Raw genomic sequence first — 22,309 nt, 5'->3', positions numbered from 1 at the left:
GGCCGATCCGTTTCAGCCGTGTGGCGCTGCGAGTCCGCGCACGTGGCTCACGCTGCCGCAGTCGAATTCCAGTTGCCGTTGCCGTTGTGCGGCGAAGGCGCGGCCGAGGGAGGCCCGGTCGGAGGTGGACAGCGTGCGCCGCAACCCGTTGAGCAGCAGCCGCTCCTCGGCGCGGATATGGGTGGCGACCACCGTTTCGAGCTGCTCCAGCGCCTTGTCGAACTCCGCGCCCCCGGTCGATTCGGTTTCCAGCAAGGAAAGCAGCGCGCCCGCGAATCCCGTGCCCTCGTCGCGGCCGTCGGCGACGGAGGGGCGGACGACCCGCTCGGTCGCCGTTTCGTGCGCGATCAGCAGCGCGGACAGTTCCGCGCGGGCTTCCCCGCGCTCGGATTCGGCATTGCGCAGGTCCCGGAACAGCTGCTCGATCCGGCGGTGGTCGTCGAGGATCATCTCGACGATGTCGGTGCCCGGCCCGGACGGCTTGCCCAGGGGACGCGTCCAGCCGAAGGTGAGTTCGACCGCGTGCTGCCAGTGCGCGTACTCCGATTCCCGCCGTGCCGGGTCCATCGAGGGCAGCCACTGGGCGGCCCGGTGCCAGTTGCGGCGCAGGCCCTCCAGGTCCGGCCAGTACCCGACCGACAGCCCGGCCGCGTAGGCCGCCCCGAGCGAGACGGTTTCGGCGACCATCGGCCGCACCACCGGCACGTCCAGCACGTCGGCCACGAACTGCATGAGCAGGTTGTCCGCGGTCATCCCGCCGTCCACCTTCAAGGTGGACAACCGGAGGCCGGAATCGGCGTTCATCGCGTCGACCACCTCGCGCGTCTGCCAGCCGGTGGCCTCCAGGACCGCGCGGGCCAGGTGGCCCTTGGTGATGTAGGAGGTCAGTCCGGCGATCACGCCCCGCGCCTCGCTGTGCCAGTGCGGGGCGAACAGGCCGGAAAAGGCGGGCACGATGTAGCAGCCGCCGTTGTCCTCCACGGTGCGCGCGAGCGTTTCGATCTCCGGTGCGCTGCCGATGAGTTCGAGGCCGTCGCGGAACCACTGCACGAGCGAACCGGTGACCGCGATCGAGCCCTCGAGCGCGTACACGGCCGGTTCGCCGCCGATCTTGAAACCGACGGTGGTGAGCAGCCCGTGCGTCGAATGCGCCGGGGTGCCGCCGGTGTTGAGCAGGAGGAAGCTGCCGGTGCCGTAGGTGCATTTCGCCTCGCCAGGGGCGAAGCAGGTCTGGCCGAACAGCGCCGCCTGCTGGTCGCCGAGTGCCGCCGCGATGCGGATGCCGGGCACCACCGTCGTGGTGGTGCCGTAGACCTCGGTGGAGGAGCGGATTTCGGGCAGCATCCGGCGGGGCACGTCGAAGAACGCGAGCAGCTCGTCGTCCCAGGACAGCGTGCGCAGGTTCATCAGCATGGTGCGGCTGGCGTTGGTCACGTCGGTCACGTGCACGCCGCCGTCCGGGCCGCCGGTGAGGTTCCAGATGAGCCAGCTCTCCATCGTGCCGAACAGCACGTCACCGCGTTCGGCGCGCTCGCGCAGGCCCGGGGTGCGGTCGAGCAGCCAGCGGATCTTGGGGGCGGAGAAGTACGTCGCGAGGGGGAGCCCGGACAGGTGCCGGACCCGTTCGGCGCCCGGCGTGCGGGCGAGCTGCTCGGTCAGCGCGTCGGTGCGGGTGTCCTGCCACACCACCGCCCGGCTCACCGGGGCTCCGGTGTGCCGGTCCCACAGCACCGTCGTCTCGCGCTGGTTGGCGATGCCGAGCCCGACCACCTGCTGTGCGCTCGCCCCGGCCTGCGCCAGCGCCTGCGGCACGATCCGGCCGAGGTTGCGCCAGATCTCCGAGGCGTCGTGCTCGACCCAGCCCGGGCGGGGAAAGTGCTGCTGGTGCTCGCGCTGCACCACCGACACCAGCCGTCCCTGTGCGTCGAACAGGATGCACCGGGTGGAGGTGGTGCCCTGGTCGATGGACATCACGTAACGCTGAACCATGGTCCTCGCTCCGTCTCGGCTTCGTTGCCTGCGGTCACTACCGGGACGCCCCGAGATCCCGGGACACGGCGCGTGCGGCGTCGCGCACCTGGTTGAGCAGCCGGGGATCGGGTTCCCCAGCGGAGTCGCAGAGGCGTTCCGCGGGGCCGGACACCCCGATCGCGCCCACCACGATGCCGCCGTGGCCGCGGATGGGGGCGGCGATCCCGGCCTCGCCCGGAACCATCTCGCCGTTTTCGCCGGCCCAGCCCGCTTCGCGCACCTTCGCCAGCGCACGTTTGAGCAGGACCGGCGACACCAGGGTGCGCCGGGTGTAGGTCTCGGGTTCGGTGCGGCGCAGTGAGGACAGGAGATCGGCGTCGTAGGCGAGCAGGATCTTCCCCAGTGCGGTCGCGTGCAGGGGCAGCAGGGTGCCGACGTCGAGCGTCTGCAGCGAGTCGTCGGGGCGGAAGACGTGGTGCACCACCAGGACGCGGCCCTCCAGCGGCGCGCCGATCCGCACCGCCTCGCCGCTGCGGGCGGCGAGCGCGTCCGCCCAGTTGATCGCGCGGGAGCGCAACTCGTTCACGTCGAGGTAGCTGGTGCCCAGGTGGAGCAGTGCGGCGCCGAGCTGGTACTTGCCGGTGTCGTGGTCCTGCTCGACGAAACCGACGCCCTGCAGGGTGCGCAGGATGCCGTGCGCGGTGCCCTTGGCCAGTTCCAGTGATTCGGCGATTTCACCCACCCCGAGACGGCCGGAACCGCGCGCGAGCAGGCGCAGGATCGCGGCGGCGCGTTCGATGGACTGGATGGGGCCGGGCACGCTGGAACCCTAACCCGGCCATCCCGGGTTCGACAATGTCGAACCCCGTCCCGGAGCCGTTCGACAATGCCGACCGCGCTTTGTTGACGTTGCCCGGGGCCGACCATAGCGTCCTTGCACCAGTAGTGGGACGAAATGTCCTTTGTGGAGGATGCAATGGCGCGAAACCTCAAGGCCATGGGGCTGCCCGGCGAACTCGCCGCGGAGTTCCTCGGCACGTTGATCCTGATCCTGTTCGGCTGCGGCGTGGTGGCGCAGGTCGTGGCCGGCGGCATCGGCGACCACGACAGCATCACATGGGCGTGGGGACTCGGTGTGACGCTGGGCGTCTACGTGGCGTCGCGGATCAGCGGGGCCCACCTCAACCCGGCGGTGACCATCGCACTGGCGGTGTTCAAGGGCTTTTCCTGGCGCAAGGTCGCCCCGTACGCGCTCGCGCAGACCGCGGGCGCGTTCATCGCGGCACTGCTCGTGCGCTGGAACTACACCGAGGTGCTCAACGCGAAGGACCCCGGGCTGACCATCAAGACGCAGGGCGTGTTCTCCACGCTGCCGGGTAACGGGACACTGCCGGTGAGCGACTGGGGCGCCTTCCGCGACCAGATCATCGGCACCGCGATCCTCGTCCTGCTGATCCTGGCCATCACCGACCTGCGCAACACCGCGCCCGCGGCCAACATGGCCCCGCTGATCGTGGGCTTCGCCGTGGTCGCCATCGGCATGGCGTGGGGCACCGACGCCGGTTACGCGATCAACCCCGCCCGTGACTTCGGGCCGCGGCTGGCCTCCTGGCTCACCGGGTACGACACCGCCTTCACCGACCAGTACGGCTCCCCCTACTGGTGGATCCCGATCGTCGCCCCGGTTCTGGGCGGCCTGATCGGCGCCGGTCTGTACAAGCTGTTCATCGAGCGGTTCCTGCCGAAGGACGCGCCGGAGCCCACGCCCGCGGTGAGCAGCAGCCCCGAACTCGAAGCCGCCTGATCCGGCCGTCCCGGCCAATCCCCGTTTCCCGCAGCAAAGGAGCTTGCCATGCCCGATTTCGTCGGAGCCGTGGACCAGGGAACCACGAGCACCCGCTTCATGATCTTCGACCACGGTGGCAACGAGGTGGCGCGCCACCAGCTGGAGCACGAGCAGATCCTGCCCAAGCCGGGCTGGGTCGAGCACAATCCCACCGAGATCTGGGAACGCACCCGCTCGGTGATCGAGACCGCGCTGAACAAGGCCAATCTGCGCGCGGGCGACCTGGCCGCACTGGGCATCACCAACCAGCGCGAGACCACCGTGGTGTGGAACCGGCGGACCGGCCGCCCCTACTGCAACGCCATCGTGTGGCAGGACACCCGGACGGACCGCATCGCCTCGGCACTGGAACGCGACGGGCGCGGCGACGTCATCCGCCGCAAGGCAGGCCTGCCCCCGGCGACCTACTTCTCCGGCGGGAAACTGCAGTGGATCCTGGAAAACGTCGAGGGGGTGCGCGAGGACGCCGAGAAGGGGGAGGCGATCTTCGGCACCACCGACACCTGGCTGCTGTGGCATCTCACCGGGGGTGTGGACGGCGGGGTGCACGCCACCGATCCGACCAATGCCAGCCGCACCATGCTGATGAACCTGGAAACCCTGTCGTGGGACGAGGAACTTCTGTCCTTTTTCGACATTCCGAGGTCGATGCTGCCGGAGATCCGGCCTTCGTCCAATCCGGACACCTTCGGCGTCACCCGGGCGAACGGGCCACTGGGCGGCGAGGTGCCGCTGACCGGTGACCTCGGCGACCAGCAGGCGGCCACGGTCGGGCAGGTGTGCTTCCGGCCCGGCGAGGCGAAGAACACCTACGGCACCGGGAACTTCCTGCTGCTCAACACCGGGCACGAGCTCGTGCGCTCGAAGGCGGGCCTGCTGACGACGCTGTGCTACCAGTTCGGCAACGACAAGCCGGTGTACGCGCTGGAAGGCTCCATCGCGGTCACCGGTTCGGCGGTGCAGTGGCTGCGCGACCAGCTCGGCATCATCAGCGGTGCCTCGCAGAGCGAGGCACTGGCCCGTGAGGTGGAGGACAACGGCGGCATCTACTTCGTGCCCGCGTTCTCCGGCCTGTTCGCGCCGTACTGGCGTTCCGATGCCCGCGGCGCGATCGTCGGCCTGACCCGCGCCACCACCAACGCCCACCTGGCCCGCGCGACGCTGGAGGCGATCTGCTACCAGAGCCGCGACGTGGTGGAGGCGATGGAGGCCGACTCCGGCGTCACGCTGGACGTGCTGCGGGTGGACGGCGGGGTCACCGCGAACGAGCTGTGCATGCAGCTGCAGGCCGACGTGCTCGGCGTGCCGGTGTCGAAGCCGGTGGTCGCCGAGACCACCGCGCTCGGTGCCGCCTACGCCGCCGGTCTGGCCACCGGGTTCTGGGCCTCCACCGAAGAACTCGAACGGAACTGGAACGAGGACAAGCGCTGGCAGCCGTCGTGGACGGAGGAGCAGCGCACCAAGGGATACGCGGGATGGAAGAAGGCGGTCGGCCGGACCCTCGACTGGGTCGACGTCGACTGACATCCCGCCCCGAACAGCAAGGAGAACAGCCATGTCATCCGTACCGCTTTCCCCGGGCTACCGGGCCGAGTCGCTGCGCCGGGCCCGGAGCGAGGAAGTCGACGTCCTGGTCGTCGGCGGGGGAGTGACCGGCGCGGGAGCGGCACTCGACGCCGCTTCGCGCGGGTTGTCCGTCGTGCTCGTGGAGGCCCGCGACTTCGCCGCGGGCACGTCGAGCCGGTCGAGCAAACTGATCCACGGCGGGCTGCGGTACCTGGAACAGCTGGACTTCAAGCTGGTGCGGGAGGCGCTCAAGGAGCGGGGCCTGCTGGTCACCCGGCTGGCCCCGCACCTGGTGCGCCCGGTGAAGTTCCTCCTGCCCCTGCAGCACCGGGTATGGGAACGCGGCTACATCGGGGCGGGCGTGCTGCTCTACGACACGCTCGGTGGGGCGCGCGCCCTGCCCCGGCATCGCCACCTCAGCCGCCAGGGGGCGCTGGCCGAGGCGCCGGGGCTGAGCGAACACGCGCTGATCGGCGCGATCCAATACCACGACGCCCAGGTGGACGACGCCCGGCACACCATGATGGTCGCGCGGACCGCCGCCGGGCACGGCGCGTCGGTGCTGACCCGGGTGCGGATGACGAGCCTGCTGCGGGAGGGTGGCCGCGTGCGCGGTGCGCGGGTGCGGGACACCGAAAGCGGCGAGGAGTTCGAGATCCGGGCCCGGGCCGTGCTCGCGGCGACCGGGGTGTGGAGCGACGACATGGCCGAGGCGGCGGGGATCCCCGCGCCGTTCACGGTCCGCGCGTCCAAGGGCGTGCACCTGGTCGTGCCGCGCGCGAAGATCGACCTGCACACGGGCCTGATCCTGCGGACCGAAAAGAGTGTGCTGTTCGTGATCCCGTGGGAAACGCACTGGATCGTCGGCACCACCGACACGCCCTGGGACCTCGACCGCGACCACCCGGCCGCCAGCCGGGCCGACGTCGACTACATCCTGGAGCACGTCAACCGCGTGCTGCGCACCCCGCTGACGCACGACGACATCGAGGGCGTGTACGCCGGGTTGCGGCCGCTGCTGGCCGCGAAGGCCGCGGAGACCACGAAACTGTCGCGCGAGCACGCGGTGGCCCGTCCGGTGCCCGGCCTGTCGATCGTGGCGGGCGGGAAGTACACCACCTACCGGGTGATGGCCAAGGACGCGGTGGACATGGCGGCCCGCGATCTCGGGCGCCCGGTGCCGCCGTCACGCACGGAGGAGGAGCCGATCCTCGGCGCGGTGGGCTACCACTCGCTGTGGGAGCGGCGCCGCGCGCTGGCGGAGCGGGCCGGGCTGGCGCCGGAACGCGTGGTCCACCTGCTGCGCCGCTACGGCAGCGCGATCCAGGATCTGCTGGACGCGATCGCCCAGCGGCCGGAGCTCGGCGAGCCGATCCCCGGTGCCGAGGACTACCTCAAGGCGGAAGCCGTCTACGCCGTTTCGCACGAGGGTGCCCTGCACCTGGAGGACGTGCTCACGCGGCGGACCCGGATCTCGATCGAGCAGGCCGGCCGCGGGGTCGAGGCGGCGCCGGTGGTGGCCGGGCTGATCGCGCCGCTGCTCGGCTGGGACGAGGAGACCCGGCAGCGCGAGGTGCACACCTACCTCGAACGCGTGCGGGCGGAGCGGGCGGCGCAGGAGCAGCCCGACGACGAGGCGGCCAACGCCAGCCGCCTGGCCGCCCCGGACCTGCTGCCCGCCACCTGAACCCGGCGGCACGACGCCGTACTCCCGGGTGCGTTTTCGGTCGTGCGCGGGGATGGGGGCGAGCCGTGGAGGGAGCGGCTCGCCCCCGAGTATCGAATGGTGACCCGGTGCAACCCTCCCTACGATGACCGGCATGGACGTCACGCCGGTGCGATCTGCTCGTGGCGGCCTCGTGCTGTCGACGCTGGCGGCCGGCCAGTTCCTGATGACCCTGGACACGTCGGTACTCAACGTGTCGATCGCGAAGGTCGCCGAGGATCTGGGCACCACCGTCACCGGGATCCAGACCGCCATCACGCTCTACACCCTGGTGATGGCGATGTTCATGGTCACCGGCGGCAAGCTGGGGGCCCTGATCGGGCGGCGGCGGGCCTTCGCGCTCGGCTGCGTGGTCTACGGGTGCGGCTCGCTGACCACCTCACTGGCGCCCGACCTCGCGGTGCTCATCGTCGGGTGGTCGGTGCTGGAAGGGCTGGGCGCGGTACTGATCATGCCCGCGATCGTCGCGCTGGTCGCCGCCAACTTCGGCCGTGACCAGCGGCCCCGCGCCTACGGGTTGATCGCCGCTGCGGGTGCGATGGCGGTCGCCGTCGGCCCGCTCGTCGGCGGGCTGGTCACCACCTACTTCTCGTGGCGCTGGGTGTTCGCCGCGGAGGTGCTCCTCGTGCTCGGCATTCTTGTGTTCGCCCGCCGCATGGCCGAGTCGGCACCGGAACGGAACCCGTCGCTGGACCTGGTGGGCACGGTGCTCTCCGCCGCGGGACTCGGCCTTGTGGTGTACGCGATCCTGCGGACGAGCACCTGGGGCTGGGTGCTTCCGAAGGCGGGCGCGCCCAGCCTCTTCGGCCTGTCGATCAGCCTGTGGCTGATCCTGGCCGGGTTACTGGTACTGCGGCTCTTCCTGGGCTGGCAGCACCACCGGATCAAACGGGGCCGCGAGCCGCTCACCGACCCGGCCCTGTTCGGGAATGCCGAGCTCAGGACCGGGCTGATCGTCTTCTTCTTCCAGTTCCTGCTGCAGGCCGGTCTTTTCTTCGTCGTTCCGCTGTTCCTGTCCGTCGCTTTGGGACTGTCCGCGCTGGACACCGGCGTGCGGTTGCTGCCGCTGTCGGTCGCGCTGCTGGTGGCCGCGGCGGGTATTCCGAAGGTGTGGCCGGAGGTCTCGCCGCGGCGTGTCGTGCGGCTGGGGTTGACCACCCTGCTCGCCGCGCTCGTGATCTTCCTGGCGGCGCTCGAACTCGGGGCCGGGCCGGAGATCACCACCGTGCCGATGCTGCTGGCCGGTTTCGGTATCGGTGCGCTGGCCTCGCAACTGGGCAGCGTCACCGTCTCGGCGGTGCCGGACGAGCGGACGAGCGAGGTCGGCGGGCTGCAGAACACCGCCACCAACCTCGGCGCTTCCGTCGGGACCGCGCTCGCCGGTTCGGTGCTCATCGCGGCGCTGACGACCTCGTTCCTGCAGGGCATCGCACAGAACCCGGCGGTGCCCCCACAGGTGAGCGCGCAAGCCGAGGTCTCGCTTGTCAGCGGGGCCGCGTTCCTCTCCGACGCGACCCTGGGCAGCAGGCTGGCGGCGGCGGGAGTGCCGGACCGGACGGCCGCCGCGATCGTCGCGGAGAACGAGAAGTCGCGCATCCAGGCGCTGCGGGCGTCGATCGCGGTGCTCACCCTCGCCGCCGTGCTCTCGATCTTCTTCACCCGCCGCGTCCCGGCCGTCCAGCCCGGCCGCTCCCCGGCCTGAGCGAGCCGTTCTCAGGCGCGGATCTCGGTTTCGGCGACGGTCCAGGCCCGGGCCTGCTCACTGATCGTCACGCCGAGGCCGGGTCTGCCGGACAGGTGCATGCGGCCGCCGCTGATTTCGAGATGCTCGTTGAACAGCGGGTCGAGCCATTCGAAATGCTCCACCCACCCTTCGCGAGGGTAGGCGGCCGCGAGGTGCACGTGGATCTCCATCGCGAAGTGCGGGGCGAGTTGCAGGTGGTGGTGCTCGGCCAGCGCCATCACCTTGAGGAACTGGGTGATCCCGCCGACCCGCGGGGCGTCGGGCTGGACGATGTCGGCGCCGCGGGCGCGGATCAGTTCGGCGTGTTCGGCCGCGCTGGCCAGCATTTCGCCGGTGGCGATCGAGGTGTCGAAGGTGGCGGCGAGCATCGCGTGGCCTTCGAAGTCGTAGGCGTCCAGCGGTTCCTCGATCCACACCAGGCCGAGCGGTTCGAAGGCACGGCACATGCGGCGGGCGGCCGGGCGGTCCCACTGCTGGTTCGCGTCGACCATCAGCGCGACGCCGTCGCCGATCTTCTCCCGGACCGCGGTGACCCGGGCCAGGTCGGTGGCGTGGTCCGGGTGCCCCACCTTGATCTTGATCCCGCCGATGCCGCCCGCCACGGATTCCGCGGCGCGCTCCAGCACCTCTTCGATCGGGGAGTGCAGGAACCCGCCCGAGGTGTTGTAGCAGCGCACCGAGTCGCGGTGGCTGCCGAGCAGTTTGGCCAGGGGCAGCCCGGCCCGCTTGGCCTTGAGGTCCCACAGCGCGATGTCGAAGGCCGCGATCGCCTGCACCGACAGGCCGCCGCGGCCCACGGACGCCCCCGCCCACACCAGTTTGTCCCAGATCTTGGCGATATCGCTGGGATCCTCACCGAGCAGCACCGGGGCGATCTCCCGGGCGTGGGCGAACTGGCCGGGACCGCCGGCGCGCTTCGAGTAGCTGAAGCCGATGCCTTCGGCGCCCGCGGCCGTGGTGATCTCCGCGAACAGCATGGCGACTTCGGTCATCGGCTTCTGGCGGCCGGTGAGCACCTTCGCGTCGCTGATCGGTGTGGCCAGCGGCAGGGTGACCGACGAGATCCTGACGCGGGTGATCTCGTCGAGGGTGGCCGGGGTGGTCATCGAGGGGTCTCCGTTCACGCGATCTTGTTGACGAGGCCGGTCAGTTCGGCGAGTTCGGCGTCGGTGAGGCCGGTCAGCGGCGGCCGGACCGGCCCGGCGGGCCGGTTCACCGCGGCCAGCCCGGCCTTGATGATCGACACCGCGTAGCCCTTGTGCCGGTCGCGCAGGTCCAGGTAGGGGAGCAGGAACTCCCGCAGGTGCCGCTGCACCGTCCCGCGGTCGTTCGCGCGCACGGCGCGGTAGAACTCCAGGGCGAACTCGGGCACGAAGTTGAAGATCGCCGACGAGTAGGTGGTCGCGCCGAGCGCCTGGTAGGCGGGCGCGAAGGTCTCGGCCGTGGGCAGGCCGCCGATGTAGGTGAGCCGGTCGCCGAGCCGCGCCACGATCCGGGTCATCGTCTCGATGTTGCCGACCCCGTCCTTGAACCCGACGAGGTTCGGGCACCGCTCGGCCATCCTGGCCACGGTGACGTCGCCGCAGGCGGCGTTGGCGCGGTTGTAGAAGACCACGCCGAGGCTGGTCGCGCCGCACACGGCGGCCACGTGCTCGATCAGCCCGTCCTGCCCGGCCTCGGTCAGGTAGGGCGGGAAGAGCAGGATGCCGTCGGCTCCGGCGGCCTCGGCCGCCCTGGCCTGTTCGACCGCGGTCGCCGTGCCCGCCGAGGCCGGGGCGAGCACCGGCACGCGGCCGTCCACTTCGGACACGGCGGCGCGCACCACCCGGTCGATTTCGGCGGTGGTCAGCGAGAAACCCTCGCCGGTACCGCCCGCGGCGAACAGGCCCGCCACCTCGTACCGCGACAACCAGGCGAGGTGGTCTCGGTAGGCGGCTTCGTCGAAGGACAGGTCGGCACGGAAATGCGTGACGGGAAAGGACAGCAGCCCGCGGCCGAGCGCCGGGCCCAGGTCCGCGGCGGGCAGGTGTGACACGGTTTCTCCTTCTCGGACAATCGGGGGAATCAGCTGGGGGGAAGCGAGCCGAGCAGGCCGACGACCCGGCGCAGCGCGGGATTGAGCAACTCCCGCCGCCACACCGCGTGCAGCAGGACCGGCCCGGCGGCCGCGCCGTCGAGCGGGCGGAACCGCACGCCGTCGGGGTGCAGGTGGGTCGCGGTCTCGGGGACCAGCGCGAGCCCCCGGCCCGCCGCGACCAGCGACAGCATGGTGTGCACCTGCGTGAGCTGGTGGGCCGGGGCGTAGGACACCCCGGCGAGGACGCGGGCCACCAGGTCGGCGAAGTAGCCCGCCTGTCCCGGGGTGTAGAGCAGCAGCGTTTCCTCGCCCAGTTCCCGCACCGGCAGCGGGCCGTCCGCCCCGGCCAGCCGGTGCCCCTCGGGCAGTGCGAGCACGAGCGGTTCGCTGTGCACCAGCCGTGAGCCGAACTCGGTCCCGTCCACCGGGGGCCGGGCCAGCGCCAGGTCCAGCCGCCCGCTGCGCAGGTTCTCCAGCTGCTGCGAACTGACCATTTCGCTCAGCACGAACTCGACCCCGGGCAGGGCCCGCTCCAGGTGGTTGAGGAACCGCCCGAGGAAGCGGAAGCCGGACGCGGCGGTGAACCCGATCCGGACGATGCCGGTCTGCCCGGACCCGGCCAGCCGCGCCGTGCCCGGTGCCGCCTCCGCCAGCGCCAGCAGCCGCCGCGCCTCGACGAGGAAGGCCTCGCCCGCCGCGGTCAGTTCCACCCGCCGCTGGGTCCGGTCGAACAGCACCACCCCGATCTCGCGTTCGAGCTTCTGGATCTGGCGGCTCAGCGGCGGTTGCGTCATCCTCAACCGCTCCGCGGCCCGGCGGAAGTTGCCTTCCTCCGCGACGACCACGAAGCCCAGCACCTGCTCGAGAGACAGCATGGGACCCGGATGGTACCCGGCGGGGCGCCCGCTCACCGTTCATCGAACCGGATGCGCTGGATCGGCCCCATCACGGCCAGTGCGAGGACGGCGAGCAGGCCGTGCGCGGCCACGAACCACAGCGCGACGGCGAACGAACCGGTCGCCTGCACGGTGTAGCCGATGACGATCGGGGTGACGATGCCCGCGATGTTGCCGAACGCGTTCATCGTCGAGGATACGAAACTGGTCGCCTCCGGGGGCGCGATGTCGGTGGTGATGGCCCAGCCGAGCGAGCCGAGGCCCTTGCCGAAGAAGGCCAGCGTCATGATCGCGACGATCAGTGCGCTGCTGTCGGTGAAGGTGCACAGCGCGATGCTGGTGGCCAGTGCCATGCCGAGGATCGAGGGCAGTTTGCGGGCCAGCGTCAGCGACCGGCCGCGCCGCAGCAGGGTGTCGGAGAAGAAGCCGCCGGCCAGGCCGCCGAGAAAGCCGCACAGCGCGGGCAGTGCCGCCACGAAGCCGACCTGGAGCAGGGACAGGCCGCGGCCCTTGACCAGGTAGACGGGGAACCAGGTGATGAAGAAGTAGGTCAGCGCGTTCACCGCGTACTGGGAGAGGTAGACGCCCCACAGCGCACGGGTGCCGAAGATCCGGGCGATCCTGCGCCGGCCGAGCGGCGCACGGCTGTGCTCGCCGCGGCTCTTGCCCGGCTCGAGGTCGACGAGCCCGCCGCCGGAGACGATCGCGTCGAGCTCGGCCGGGGTGACGCGGCGGTGGCCGGCGGGCGAGTCCATCCAGCGCAGCCACAGCACGGTCAGCGCCAGGCCCAGCACGCCGAGCAGCACGAACACCCAGCGCCAGCCGAACTCGTGGGTCACCCAGCCCATCACCGGGGCGAACAGGGCGGTGGCGAAGTACTGGGCGGAGTTGAAGACCGCGGTGGCGCGGCCGCGTTCGGCCGTCGGGAACCAGGTGGTGGCGATGCGGGCGTTGGCCGGGAACGCGGGCGATTCGAACACGCCAAGCAGCAGCCGGAGCGCGAACACCAGGATGAGGGCCACCAGCACCGGCGTGGTGATCAGCCCGACCAGGCTGACCGCGGCCGTCACCAGCGTCCACAGGCCCAGGCTGAGCGCGTAGATCCGGCGGGCGCCGAAACGGTCCAGCAGCAGGCCACCGGGCAGCTGGGCGAGGACGTAGGCCCAGCTGAAGGCCGAAAAGACGTAGCCGAGCTGGACCGTGCTGAAGCCGAGTTCCCTCTGCAGGCTGCTGCCGGTGATCGACAGGCTGCTGCGGTCGGCGTAGTTGACCGACGTGATGACGAAGATGAGCGCCAGCACGAGATAGCGGGTGGGAATCCGGCGGCGCGCCTGCCGGGCGCCGGTGGTGACGGGCTTCGAAGCCGTTTCGGCGTCAGACATCGATGTCCTCCTGGTACGCCAAGACTGCGGGCGGTGGCGACAGGAAACCTAGGACGCTGCGGAAATACCCGTCCAACACTGTTTCGGCATAAGGTGATGCTCCCGTGGTATCGGCCTGTGCGGGTATCGGACGATGCACGGAAGGTCTTGGACGGGTATCGGACGGGCCGTCTACCGTCGTCAGGGGAAACCATGGCGAGTCGAAGGAGGACTTCGTGCCCAGCGTCGGAGAACCGTCCGGACGGATGCTCATCGGCGCCCAGTGGGTGACCGGCACGGGGCCGGAGGTCCGGTCGTGGGATCCGCGCACCGGGGAGCCGCTGGACCCCGCCTACCACTACGGCGGCGACGAGGAGGTGGCGCGGGCCGCTTCGCTGGCCGAAGCGGCGTTCGGCCCTTACCGCGCCACGGATTCCGCGACCCGGGCGCGTTTCCTGGACCGCATCGCGGAGGAGATCACGGCGCGCGGCGACGCGATCGTCCAGCGGGCGCACCGGGAAACCGCTCTCCCGCCCGCCCGGCTCACCGGCGAGGTCGCCCGTACCACCGGCCAGCTGAGGCTGTTCGGCGAGACGCTGCGCGAGGGCAGCTGGCAGGGCGCGCGGATCGATCCCGCCCTTCCCGGCCGGACCCCGTTGCCCCGTCCCGACCTCCGCCAGCGCCGGATCGGGCTCGGCCCCGTCGCGGTGTTCGGCGCGAGCAACTTCCCGCTCGCCTTCTCGGTGGCGGGCGGTGACACCGCCTCCGCGCTGGCCGCCGGCTGTCCCGTCGTGGTCAAGGCGCACGACGCGCACCTGGGCACTTCCGAACTCGTCGCGGCCGCCGTCCGCGCCGCCGTGGAAGCCTGCGAACTGCCCGAAGGCGTGTTCTCCCTGCTCGTCGGGGACGGGCCGGAGCTGGGCACGCGGCTGGTCACCGATCCGCGCATCCGGGCCGTCGGGTTCACCGGATCCCGTGCCGCCGGACTGGCGCTGGTGCGGGCCGCCGCGGCGCGGCCGCAACCGATCCCGGTGTACGCCGAAATGAGCAGCGTGAACCCCGTCGTCGTGCTCCCGGGAGCGCTCGCAGCCCGGGCCGGGCGGCTCGGCGCGGACTTCGTGGCGTCACTGACCCTGGGGGCCGGGCAGTTCTGCACCAACCCGGGGCTGGTGCTGGTCCTCGACGGCCCCGGTCTCGACGAATTCCTCGCCGCGGCCGCCAAGGCCGTCGCGGCGAACGGCGGGGCCACCATGCTCACCACCGGCATCGCCCGCGGCTACGCCGAGCGCCGGGACGGGATCGCCGGACGCCCCGGGGTCACCGAACTGGCCCGCGGCGCCTCCGGTGAGGGTGCCGCGTGCGGTGCGGCCGCACTGTTCACTGTGGACGCCGCCGCCTTCCTCGCCGATCCGGCACTGCACGAGGAGGTCTTCGGCGCGACCTCGGTGGTGATCCGGTGCTCCGGCACCGAGGAGCTGACCACGGTGCTCCGCGGCCTGGAAGGCCAGCTCACCGCCACCGTGCACGCCGAACCGGAGGACCACGCACTGGCCGCCGCACTGCTGCCGCTGCTGGAGCTGCGGGCCGGGCGCATCCTGGTCAACGGCTGGCCGACGGGCGTCGAGGTCGGGCACGCGATGGTGCACGGCGGTCCCTTCCCCGCCACCTCCGATGCCCGCACCACGTCGGTCGGTTCGCTTGCGATCGAGCGTTTCCTGCGGCCCGTCGCCTACCAGGACGTGCCCGCCGCACTGCTGCCGCCGGTGCTGCGCGACGGCAACCCCGAAGGGGTCTGGCGCCGGGTGGACGGCACCCTCACCCGCGACTGAGGGGCCTCTCGATCGCTTCGAGAGGGCTCGCCCGCCGCGCCGGGGTCACGACCGGACGACCCGCACGCCGGACACCTCCAGCAGGCCGTCCAGGTGCACGCGGCCCTTCGCCTGGCGCGGATCCACGGTGAGCCCGTCACGGCGCGCGAGGGCGAGGATGCGTGCCGCCAGCGGCAGCACCATGTGGCGTCCCCAGCAGCGTTCGGTCGCGTGGCCGAACGGGAGGTAGCCGGGGTGGGTGTCCGGGTCCAGCGCGGCCCAGCGCTCGGGACGGAACTCGTCGGGGGCCTCCCACAGGGCGGGGTCGCGGTGGCTGAGCAGCGGCAGGAGCAGGACGTCGTCCCGCGGCCCGATCCGGCCGTCGACCGCGGTGAACTCCGGTGAGTGACGGCGCAGGATGTTCCAGGACGGCGGAAGAAGCCGGAGGGTTTCGTTGAGGAGGTACTCGTCGGGCACGTCCCCGGCGAACGGCGCGCCGAGCCACAGTGCGTTGGTGACCAGCGCGGCGACCGTGAAACAGACCGGGCCCGCGACCCGCCGGTAGAGGTACATCGCGAAGCGGCGGTCGGCGAAGTTGTCCGCTTCGAGCACGAGCCGCGCGAGGGAGGAGAGCGCGACTTCGGGCGCGGGCCTGCCGAACAGCGCCGCTGCCCAGGTGACGGCCGACCAGGTGAGCTTCGGGGTGAGCTCGAGGCGGCGGTCGACCAGCATCCGGAACCGCAGGCGTTCCGAGCCGAACACCAGATCGCGCAGGTAGTTGTGCGGAACCTGCGGCCAGCTCCCGGTGAGATCCGGCTCGCCCGGCGGTTTCCCGAGCGCGGCACGGACATCGGCGCCGACCGCCCGCATCAGCGTGGCCGATTCGGTCTTGGTGATGTGGCGGCCCAGTACGGGTTTGAACGTGGGGCGCTCTTCCGCGTTCGCACGACGGCTGCGCAGGAGCCGGTCCATCAACCCGGCACCGGCGACCCCGACCGTGTCGGGTTCCAGGCGGAACAGGGATTCGCCGCGATATCGGCGGAAAAGGTCCGCGATCCGCGGGGCGAAGACGATCTCGCGTGATTTCCTGGCGGCGGCGGAAACGGTCATGCCCATACTCCCGGAAATTCGGGCCCGGTCCGGCGGCGGACTTCGCCGGACCGGACCCTGTAGGCGCTTACCCGATCAGATCCAGCCGTACCAGGCGTAGGACTTCAGGCTCTTCTGCGGCAGCATCCTCTTGACCAGTCGGACGAACTTCACCGTGACCTCCGATTTCTCGTGGAATGGAACAGCCGGTGGTGACGGGCCGGGCGATACCGGCCCTCGGCGAGGGTAACCGCGCCGGTGGTTTCCCGGTCAAGCCCAGGGCGGGCCCGTTGCCCGGCCGGTTCGAGGTTTCGGTTCGCGTTGTTCTGTACCCGGTCTGAACCATTGCCGCGATTGGGGTCACCGGGTAGGCTTTTCACCCGGTGAAAATCGGACACCGCGGTTTCGGGTCGTCTTCAGCCGCCGGTGCTTTCGCGGACCTTCAAGGCGAACGGGGTCTGGATGTACTGCCCGGGCGCCGAGGCCTCACCGGCGATCCGACGGCAGACGAGGTCGATGGCGGCTTCGGCCAGCGCGGCCTTGTCCGGGGCGATGGTGGTGAGCGTCGGGGTGCAGAACGCGCTTTCCTCGTTGTTGTCGAACCCGGCGATCGCGACGTCCTCCGGAATCCGCAGGCCGCATTCGGTGGCCGCCCGCAGCGCGCCGATCGCGAGGAGGTCGTTGAAGCAGAACACCGCGTCCGGCGGCGTGGGCAGGGCCAGCAGGGCCCGCATCGCGGCCGCGCCGTCGGCCCGGTGGTACTTCTCCGCCGGAGCGACCAGTTCGTCCTCATAGGACAGACCGGTCTCGGCGAGCGCCGCCCGGTACCCGGCCATCCGCTGGTCGCTGGTGCCGCGCGCCGCGTTGAGGCCGATCGCCGCGATGCGGCGGCGGCCGAGGCCGGCCAGATGGCGCACGGCGGTGCGCGCGGCGAGCACGTTGTCGATGGCCACGCGGTCGATCGGCACGTCGACCGCGTGCTCGCCGAGCATCACCAGCGGGATCCCGCCGGACGGGTCGGGGAAATCCGCCGCCTCCAGTGCCTCCGGATGCACCAGCGCCCCGTCCACCAGATGCGGGCCGAGCGAGGCCAGGGTGTCGCGCTCCCGGTCTCGTGTCCCTTGTGTCTGTTCGATGAGGACGGCCCACCCGCGCTTCTGAGCCGCGGTGAGGACCAGTCCGGCCAGTTCGCCGAAGTACGGGATGTTCAGCTCGGGCACCATCAGTGCCAGGAAGCCGGTACGGCCGCGGCGCAGGTTGCGGGCGCCGAGGTTCGGGCGGTAGCCGGTGGTGGCGAGCGCCTCTTCCACGCGCCTGCGGTTCTCCGGCTTGACGAAGGCGTAGCCGTTCACCACGTTCGACACGGTCTTCACCGACACCCCGGCGAGCCTCGCGACGTCTTTCAGGGTCACGGCCACGAGCGGTCCCTTCACCTCGAACTGCTCCGATCGTACCTTCGACCGGCGGCTTTACAACGTTGTTCCAACGATGTAAAACTGGTTTCAGCTTCCGAAGTGACCTGAGTCACTCCGGCGAGTGGGTCATCGACGTCGCTGCCCCGAGGAGTAGTCGTGCCCCTGTCCGTCCGTCGTCCTGGTCCCCGTGCCGCGCTGATCGCCGCGGCCTCGTCCGTACTCCTGCTCGCCGCGTGCACCAGCCGCGAGCAGTCCGCCACCCCGTCCACCGGAGGCGGCGGCCCGGCCGCCTCGGCGGCTTCCGCGGCTTCCGCCGCCCCCGCCGGCGACGGCTGCACGCTCACCAGAACCGGTTATCCGAAGATCGATCCGAAGACCGCGATAGTCGGTTTCTCCCAGTCCGAAAAGGAGGCCAACCCGTTCCGGATCGCCGAGACGCAGTCGATCCGCGACGAGGCCGCGGCGCTCGGCATCCCGGCGGACCACCTGCTGGTCACCAACGCCCAGAGCGATCTCAACAAGCAGATCGGCGACATCAAGTCGCTGCTGGACCGCGGTGCCCAGCTGCTCATCGTCGCGCCACTGAACTCCGACGGCCTGCAGCCCGCACTCGACGCGGCGAAGGCGAAGAAGGTTCCCGTGGTCACGATCGACCGCAAGGTCACTTCGCAGCCGTGTACCGACTACCTGACCTTCATCGGCTCCGACTTCGTCCAGCAGGGCAGGCGGGCCGCCGCCGAGCTCGTGCGGGTCACCGGCGGGACCGGCAAGGTCGCGATCCTGCTCGGCTCTTCGGGCAACAATGTCACCACAGACCGGACCCAGGGTTTCAAGGACGAACTGGCGAAGACTCCGGGACTGACCGTGGTCGCCGAGCAGACCGGCGAGTTCGACCGGTCCAAGGGGCAGGCCGTGATGGAACAGCTCATCCAGAGCCATCCCGATCTCACCGCGGTCTATGCGGAGAACGACGAAATGGGCGTCGGCGCGGTCAACGCGCTGCGCACCGCGGGCAAGACCCCGGGCAAGGACGTCAAGATCGTCTCCATCGACGGTACGCGCAACGCGGTCCAGCTCATCGCGGACGGCAGCTACAACGCCGTCATCGAGTCGAACCCGCGTTTCGGACGGCTCGCCTTCCAGACGCTGCGGCAGTTCGCCGACGGCCTGCCGGTTCCCGCGAGCATCGTGATCAGTGACGATTCCTACGACGAGACCAATGCGGCGCAGAAGGCCGGGAACGCGTACTGATGACCGCCGCCACCGACACCGGTCCCGCCTCCGAAGGGCCCGCGATGACGACGAGACCGGTCCTTGAAGTCCGCGGCGTCACCAAGAGGTTCCCGGGAACGCTCGCGCTCGACGACGTCGCCTTCACGCTCCGGCCCGGCGAAGTGCACGCGCTGGTGGGGGAGAACGGGGCCGGGAAGTCCACCTTGATCAAGGTGCTCACCGGGGTCCACCGGCCGGACGAGGGCGAAATCCGCTATCTCGGCGAGCCGGTCGCCTTCCGGCGGCCGGACGAGGCGCAGCGCGCCGGGATCTCGACCATCTACCAGGAGGTCAACCTCGTTCCGTTGATGAGCATCGCCGCGAACGTCTTCCTCGGGCGCGAACCCCGGACGAAGACCGGTCTCGTGGACCGGAAGGCGATGCAGGCCGCGGCCGCCGGACTGCTCGCCGGCTTCGGTATCACCGGCGACGTCCGCCGTCCGTTGCACTCGCTGGGTGTCGGCGCGCAGCAGATGGTGGCGCTGGCCCGCGCCGTCTCCACCGACGCCAGGGTCGTCATCATGGACGAGCCGACCTCGTCACTGGAACCGCGTGAAGCGGAGAAGCTGTTCGAGGTGCTGGACCGGCTGCACCGCCAGGGCATCGCGGTGGTGTATGTCAGCCACCGCATGGACGAGCTCTACCGGTTGTGCGACAGCGTGACCGTGCTTCGCGACGGCCATGTCGTCCACAGTGGACCGCTGCCCGGCCTGCCGCGGATCGAACTGGTCTCGCTCATGCTGGGCCGAGAGATCCGCCGGATTCGCGAGGAAGGGGTCACCGGTGACGGAAAGGAGCACGAGGTCGGCGGGGAACCGTTGCTGCGGGCCGAAAACCTGACCGGGATGCGCCGCCTGCGCGGTGTCTCGCTGAGCATCCGGCCCGGCGAGGTGGTGGGACTGGCGGGACTGCTCGGCTCGGGCCGGAGCGAGACGGCACGGGCGATCATCGGGGCCTTCCCGCTGGACGACGGGACGGTACTGCTCGCCGGGAGACCGGTGAAGCGCGGTCGTGTGGCGGCGGCCGTGCGGGCCGGAATCGGACTGCTGGCCGAAGACCGCAAGGCCGACGGGATCATCCCGCACCTGTCGGTCCGGGAGAACATCGTCCTGGCCGCACTGCCGCGGCTCTCCCGGTTCGGGCTGGTCAGCAGGTCCCGCCAGGACCGGATCGTGCGGATCTTCATGGACCGGCTGCGGATCAAGGCCGCGAGCCCGGAACAGAAGGCCGCCGAACTCTCCGGCGGCAACCAGCAGAAGGTCCTGCTCGCGCGGTGGCTGGCCACCGGGCCGAAGGTCCTGCTGCTGGACGAGCCGACGCGCGGGATCGACGTCGGCGCCAAGGCCGAGGTCCAGGCCCTGATCGGCGAACTCGCCAGGGAAGGACTCGGCGTGCTGCTGATCTCGTCGGAGCTGGAGGAACTGATCGACGGCGCGGACCGGGTGGTCGTGCTCGCCGACGGTGCGGTGGCGGGGGAGCTGACCGGGGAGGCGATCACCGAGGAGAACGTCCTGGCCGCCATCGCGGCCGAGTCCGCGGGAGGGGGACACGATGGCGACGGCCACGTTCACCACGCCTGACCGCGTCCGGGTCACCGCCTGGCTTCAGCAGTACGGCGTCTACCTCGCCGTGGGTGTGCTGCTGCTGTTCAACGCCCTGTTCACGGCGAACTTCCTGTCCGCCGCCAACTTCCGTACCCAGCTGGTGCAGGCGGCGCCCGTGTGCATCGTCGCGCTCGGGATGGCGCTGGTGATCGGTACCGAGGGCATCGACCTGTCGGTCGGGTCGGTGATGGCGCTGACGGCCGCGCTCGTCCCGCTCTACCTCGGTGCCGGACCGGCGGCGGCGATCGCCGCCGCACTCGCCGCCGGTGTCCTTTCCGGACTGTTCAGCGGTTTCCTGGTCGCGTTCCTGGGCATCCAGCCGATCATCGCCACGCTCGCGCTGCTCGTCGGCGGCCGCGGGCTGGCACTGGTCCTCGCCCACGGGCAGCTCCTCGGGCTGCACAACCCCACGTTCCTGGCGCTGGGCACCGGCGACGTCCTCGGCGTCCCCGTCATGGTGCTCGTCGCGGGCGTGCTGGCCGTGCTGGCCGGACTTCTCGTGCAGCGGACGGCTTTCGGCCGCAGGCTGGTCGCGATCGGCGGCAACCGCGCGGCGAGCGCCCTCGCCGGGCTCCCGGTCCGGCGCGTACTGCTCACCGTGTACGCGCTTTCCGGTGGGCTGGCCGCGATCGCCGGGGTACTGGCGACCGCGCGGCTGGGCGCCGGCGACCCCAGCGACCTCGGTCAGCTGATGGAGCTGTCCGCGATCACCGCCGTCGTCGTCGGCGGCACGCCCCTGACCGGCGGCCGGGTCCGCGTGCTTGGCACCGTCTTCGGCGCCCTGCTCATGCAACTCGTGCACGCCACGCTCATCAAGCACGATCTTCCGGACTCGGCGGCACAGATGGCTCAGGCGGCCATCATCGTCGTCGCGGTCTACCTCGCCCGCGAACGGAGCGGCCGATGACCGCCACCGCCACACCGACGGGCCGCGACACCACCCGCACCACCAGTCGCAACGCCGCCGTCGCCGGACTGCTGCAACGGCAGGGTGCCGCCGTGGTGCTCGTGCTCGGCGCCGTCGTCGCCTGGCTGTCCTTCCCGCACTTCGGGTCGGCCGACAACCTGCGCGATCTGGCGCTGCAGAGTTCGTTCCTCGCGATCATCGCGCTCGGCATGACCTTCGTGATCATCTCCGGCGGCATCGACCTGTCCGTGGGTTCGGTGTACGCGCTCGGCGGGGTGCTCGCCGCGTACGGCAGCCAGTACGGCACGATCGTAGCGATCGTCCTGCCACTCGCGGTGTGCTCGCTGATCGGCCTGGTCAACGGCCTGCTCATCGCGCGCACCGGGATGGCCCCGTTCATCGTGACACTCGCGACGCTGCTGTTCGCCCGCGGCCTCCTGCTCGCCATCACCGGCGAGGGGGCCGACACCTACCGGGTCGAGGGCGGCTCGCCGTTCCTCCAGCTGGGACAGGGGAAACTGCTCGGCATCGGCGTCCCGGTGTATCTCGCGCTGGTCCTGTTCGGACTCGGCTCCGTCCTGTTGCGACGCACCGCCTTCGGGCATTCCGTGTTCGCGATCGGCGGCGCCGAGCAGTCCGCGCTGCTCATGGGACTGCCCGTGGCGCGCACCAAGATCAAGCTGTATGTGCTCAGCGCCGCCCTCGCCTCCTTCGCGGGCGTGCTGACCGCGGCCTACCTGCGCTCCGGGGTCACCGTGATCGGGGTGGGCACCGAACTCGACGCGATTTCGGTGGTCGTCATCGGCGGGACGCTGCTCGTCGGCGGCGCCGGAACCATCGCCGGCACGCTCGTCGGCGTCCTGCTGCGGACCCTCATCCAGAACGTCATCAACCAGATCGGCACCCTCGACGCCAACTACCAGACCGTGGTGAGCGGGGCCTTCCTGCTCGTCGTGGTGGTGATCCAGCGTCTGCTCGCCCGCACCCGGGGGTAACCCCTGGTCGGGTGCCTTCCTTGCCCGTATCA

18 protein-coding genes are annotated in these 22,309 nt (G+C 70.9%); 9 read left to right on the top strand and 9 right to left on the bottom strand.

Annotated elements, in window-relative coordinates; genetic code table 11:
* Nucleotides 1-12: 12 nt before the first annotated feature.
* Both glpK (ORV05_RS18360) and ORV05_RS18355 read right to left on the bottom strand, forming a co-directional pair.
* Nucleotides 13-1,989: a glycerol kinase GlpK gene (glpK, locus tag ORV05_RS18360; RefSeq protein WP_268440657.1), complete on the bottom strand. Its 1,977-nt coding sequence runs from the start codon at nt 1,987-1,989 to the stop codon at nt 13-15.
* Nucleotides 1,990-2,026: 37 nt separating this feature from the next.
* Nucleotides 2,027-2,791, bottom strand: a complete 765-nt coding sequence (locus ORV05_RS18355; RefSeq protein WP_268440656.1) for an IclR family transcriptional regulator — start codon at nt 2,789-2,791, stop codon at nt 2,027-2,029.
* Between the two features lie 156 nt (nt 2,792-2,947).
* Between ORV05_RS18355 and ORV05_RS18350 the strand changes: the two genes are divergently transcribed.
* From ORV05_RS18350 to ORV05_RS18335, 4 genes are all read left to right on the top strand, one after another.
* Complete coding sequence (locus ORV05_RS18350; protein ID WP_268440655.1) at nt 2,948-3,775, top strand: MIP/aquaporin family protein; 828 nt, start codon at nt 2,948-2,950, stop codon at nt 3,773-3,775.
* 48 nt (nt 3,776-3,823) lie between these two features.
* A complete protein-coding gene (glpK, locus tag ORV05_RS18345) occupies nt 3,824-5,341 on the top strand; it encodes a glycerol kinase GlpK (protein WP_268440654.1) in 1,518 nt (505 codons plus the stop codon).
* Nucleotides 5,342-5,372: 31 nt separating this feature from the next.
* Nucleotides 5,373-7,070, top strand: a complete 1,698-nt coding sequence (gene glpD / locus ORV05_RS18340) for a glycerol-3-phosphate dehydrogenase (RefSeq protein WP_268440653.1) — start codon at nt 5,373-5,375, stop codon at nt 7,068-7,070.
* A gap of 133 nt (nt 7,071-7,203) precedes the next feature.
* Nucleotides 7,204-8,811, top strand: coding sequence for an MFS transporter (locus ORV05_RS18335; RefSeq protein WP_268440652.1), 1,608 nt, complete (start codon nt 7,204-7,206; stop codon nt 8,809-8,811).
* 11 nt (nt 8,812-8,822) lie between these two features.
* Here ORV05_RS18335 and ORV05_RS18330 read toward each other — a convergent pair whose 3' ends face one another.
* From ORV05_RS18330 to ORV05_RS18315, 4 genes are read right to left on the bottom strand one after another with little or no spacing between them, the layout of a single operon-like run.
* Nucleotides 8,823-9,959, bottom strand: coding sequence for an L-talarate/galactarate dehydratase (locus ORV05_RS18330; protein ID WP_268440651.1), 1,137 nt, complete (start codon nt 9,957-9,959; stop codon nt 8,823-8,825).
* Nucleotides 9,960-9,973: 14 nt separating this feature from the next.
* Complete coding sequence (gene kdgD, locus ORV05_RS18325; RefSeq protein ID WP_268440650.1) at nt 9,974-10,888, bottom strand: 5-dehydro-4-deoxyglucarate dehydratase; 915 nt, start codon at nt 10,886-10,888, stop codon at nt 9,974-9,976.
* A 29-nt stretch (nt 10,889-10,917) separates the two neighbouring features.
* A complete protein-coding gene (locus tag ORV05_RS18320) occupies nt 10,918-11,805 on the bottom strand; it encodes a LysR family transcriptional regulator (protein ID WP_268440649.1) in 888 nt (295 codons plus the stop codon).
* A 32-nt stretch (nt 11,806-11,837) separates the two neighbouring features.
* Nucleotides 11,838-13,208: an MFS transporter gene (locus tag ORV05_RS18315; RefSeq protein ID WP_268440648.1), complete on the bottom strand. Its 1,371-nt coding sequence runs from the start codon at nt 13,206-13,208 to the stop codon at nt 11,838-11,840.
* Between the two features lie 215 nt (nt 13,209-13,423).
* On the opposite strand from ORV05_RS18315, the gene ORV05_RS18310 reads away from it, so the two are divergent.
* The gene (locus tag ORV05_RS18310) at nt 13,424-15,016 is read left to right on the top strand and encodes an aldehyde dehydrogenase (NADP(+)) (RefSeq protein WP_326938066.1); all 1,593 of its coding nucleotides are present in this window, start codon (nt 13,424-13,426) and stop codon (nt 15,014-15,016) included.
* 45 nt (nt 15,017-15,061) lie between these two features.
* On the opposite strand, the gene ORV05_RS18305 is transcribed toward ORV05_RS18310, so the two are convergent.
* The 3 genes from ORV05_RS18305 to ORV05_RS18300 form a co-directional block, all read right to left on the bottom strand.
* Nucleotides 15,062-16,105: a cytochrome P450 gene (locus tag ORV05_RS18305; RefSeq protein WP_268440647.1), complete on the bottom strand. Its 1,044-nt coding sequence runs from the start codon at nt 16,103-16,105 to the stop codon at nt 15,062-15,064.
* 75 nt (nt 16,106-16,180) lie between these two features.
* Nucleotides 16,181-16,231: a tryptorubin family RiPP precursor gene (locus ORV05_RS36510; protein ID WP_407652787.1), complete on the bottom strand. Its 51-nt coding sequence runs from the start codon at nt 16,229-16,231 to the stop codon at nt 16,181-16,183.
* A 269-nt stretch (nt 16,232-16,500) separates the two neighbouring features.
* Complete coding sequence (locus ORV05_RS18300; RefSeq protein ID WP_268759805.1) at nt 16,501-17,502, bottom strand: LacI family DNA-binding transcriptional regulator; 1,002 nt, start codon at nt 17,500-17,502, stop codon at nt 16,501-16,503.
* A gap of 159 nt (nt 17,503-17,661) precedes the next feature.
* Here ORV05_RS18300 and ORV05_RS18295 point away from each other — a divergent pair, with 159 nt between their 5' ends.
* Genes ORV05_RS18295 through ORV05_RS18280 form a run of 4 tightly spaced genes read left to right on the top strand, consistent with a single transcriptional unit; the run spans nt 17,662 to nt 22,277 of the window.
* Nucleotides 17,662-18,750, top strand: a complete 1,089-nt coding sequence (locus tag ORV05_RS18295) for an ABC transporter substrate-binding protein (RefSeq protein WP_268759804.1) — start codon at nt 17,662-17,664, stop codon at nt 18,748-18,750.
* The gene (locus tag ORV05_RS18290; protein ID WP_268440646.1) at nt 18,750-20,351 is read left to right on the top strand and encodes a sugar ABC transporter ATP-binding protein; all 1,602 of its coding nucleotides are present in this window, start codon (nt 18,750-18,752) and stop codon (nt 20,349-20,351) included. Before ORV05_RS18295 ends, ORV05_RS18290 begins: the two co-directional genes overlap by 1 nt.
* Nucleotides 20,323-21,282: an ABC transporter permease gene (locus ORV05_RS18285; protein ID WP_268440645.1), complete on the top strand. Its 960-nt coding sequence runs from the start codon at nt 20,323-20,325 to the stop codon at nt 21,280-21,282. The genes ORV05_RS18290 and ORV05_RS18285 overlap by 29 nt, the downstream gene beginning before the upstream one ends.
* On the top strand, nt 21,279-22,277 hold the full coding sequence (locus ORV05_RS18280; protein ID WP_268440644.1) for an ABC transporter permease: 999 nt from the start codon (nt 21,279-21,281) through the stop codon (nt 22,275-22,277). Before ORV05_RS18285 ends, ORV05_RS18280 begins: the two co-directional genes overlap by 4 nt.
* Nucleotides 22,278-22,309: the final 32 nt, after the last annotated feature.

The organism is Amycolatopsis cynarae (assembly GCF_026802195.1).
Lineage (GTDB): Bacteria > Actinomycetota > Actinomycetes > Mycobacteriales > Pseudonocardiaceae > Amycolatopsis_E > Amycolatopsis_E rhizosphaerae.
The sequence above is the reverse complement of the archived record's forward strand: the minus strand, read 5'-3'. Positions and strand labels throughout refer to the sequence as shown.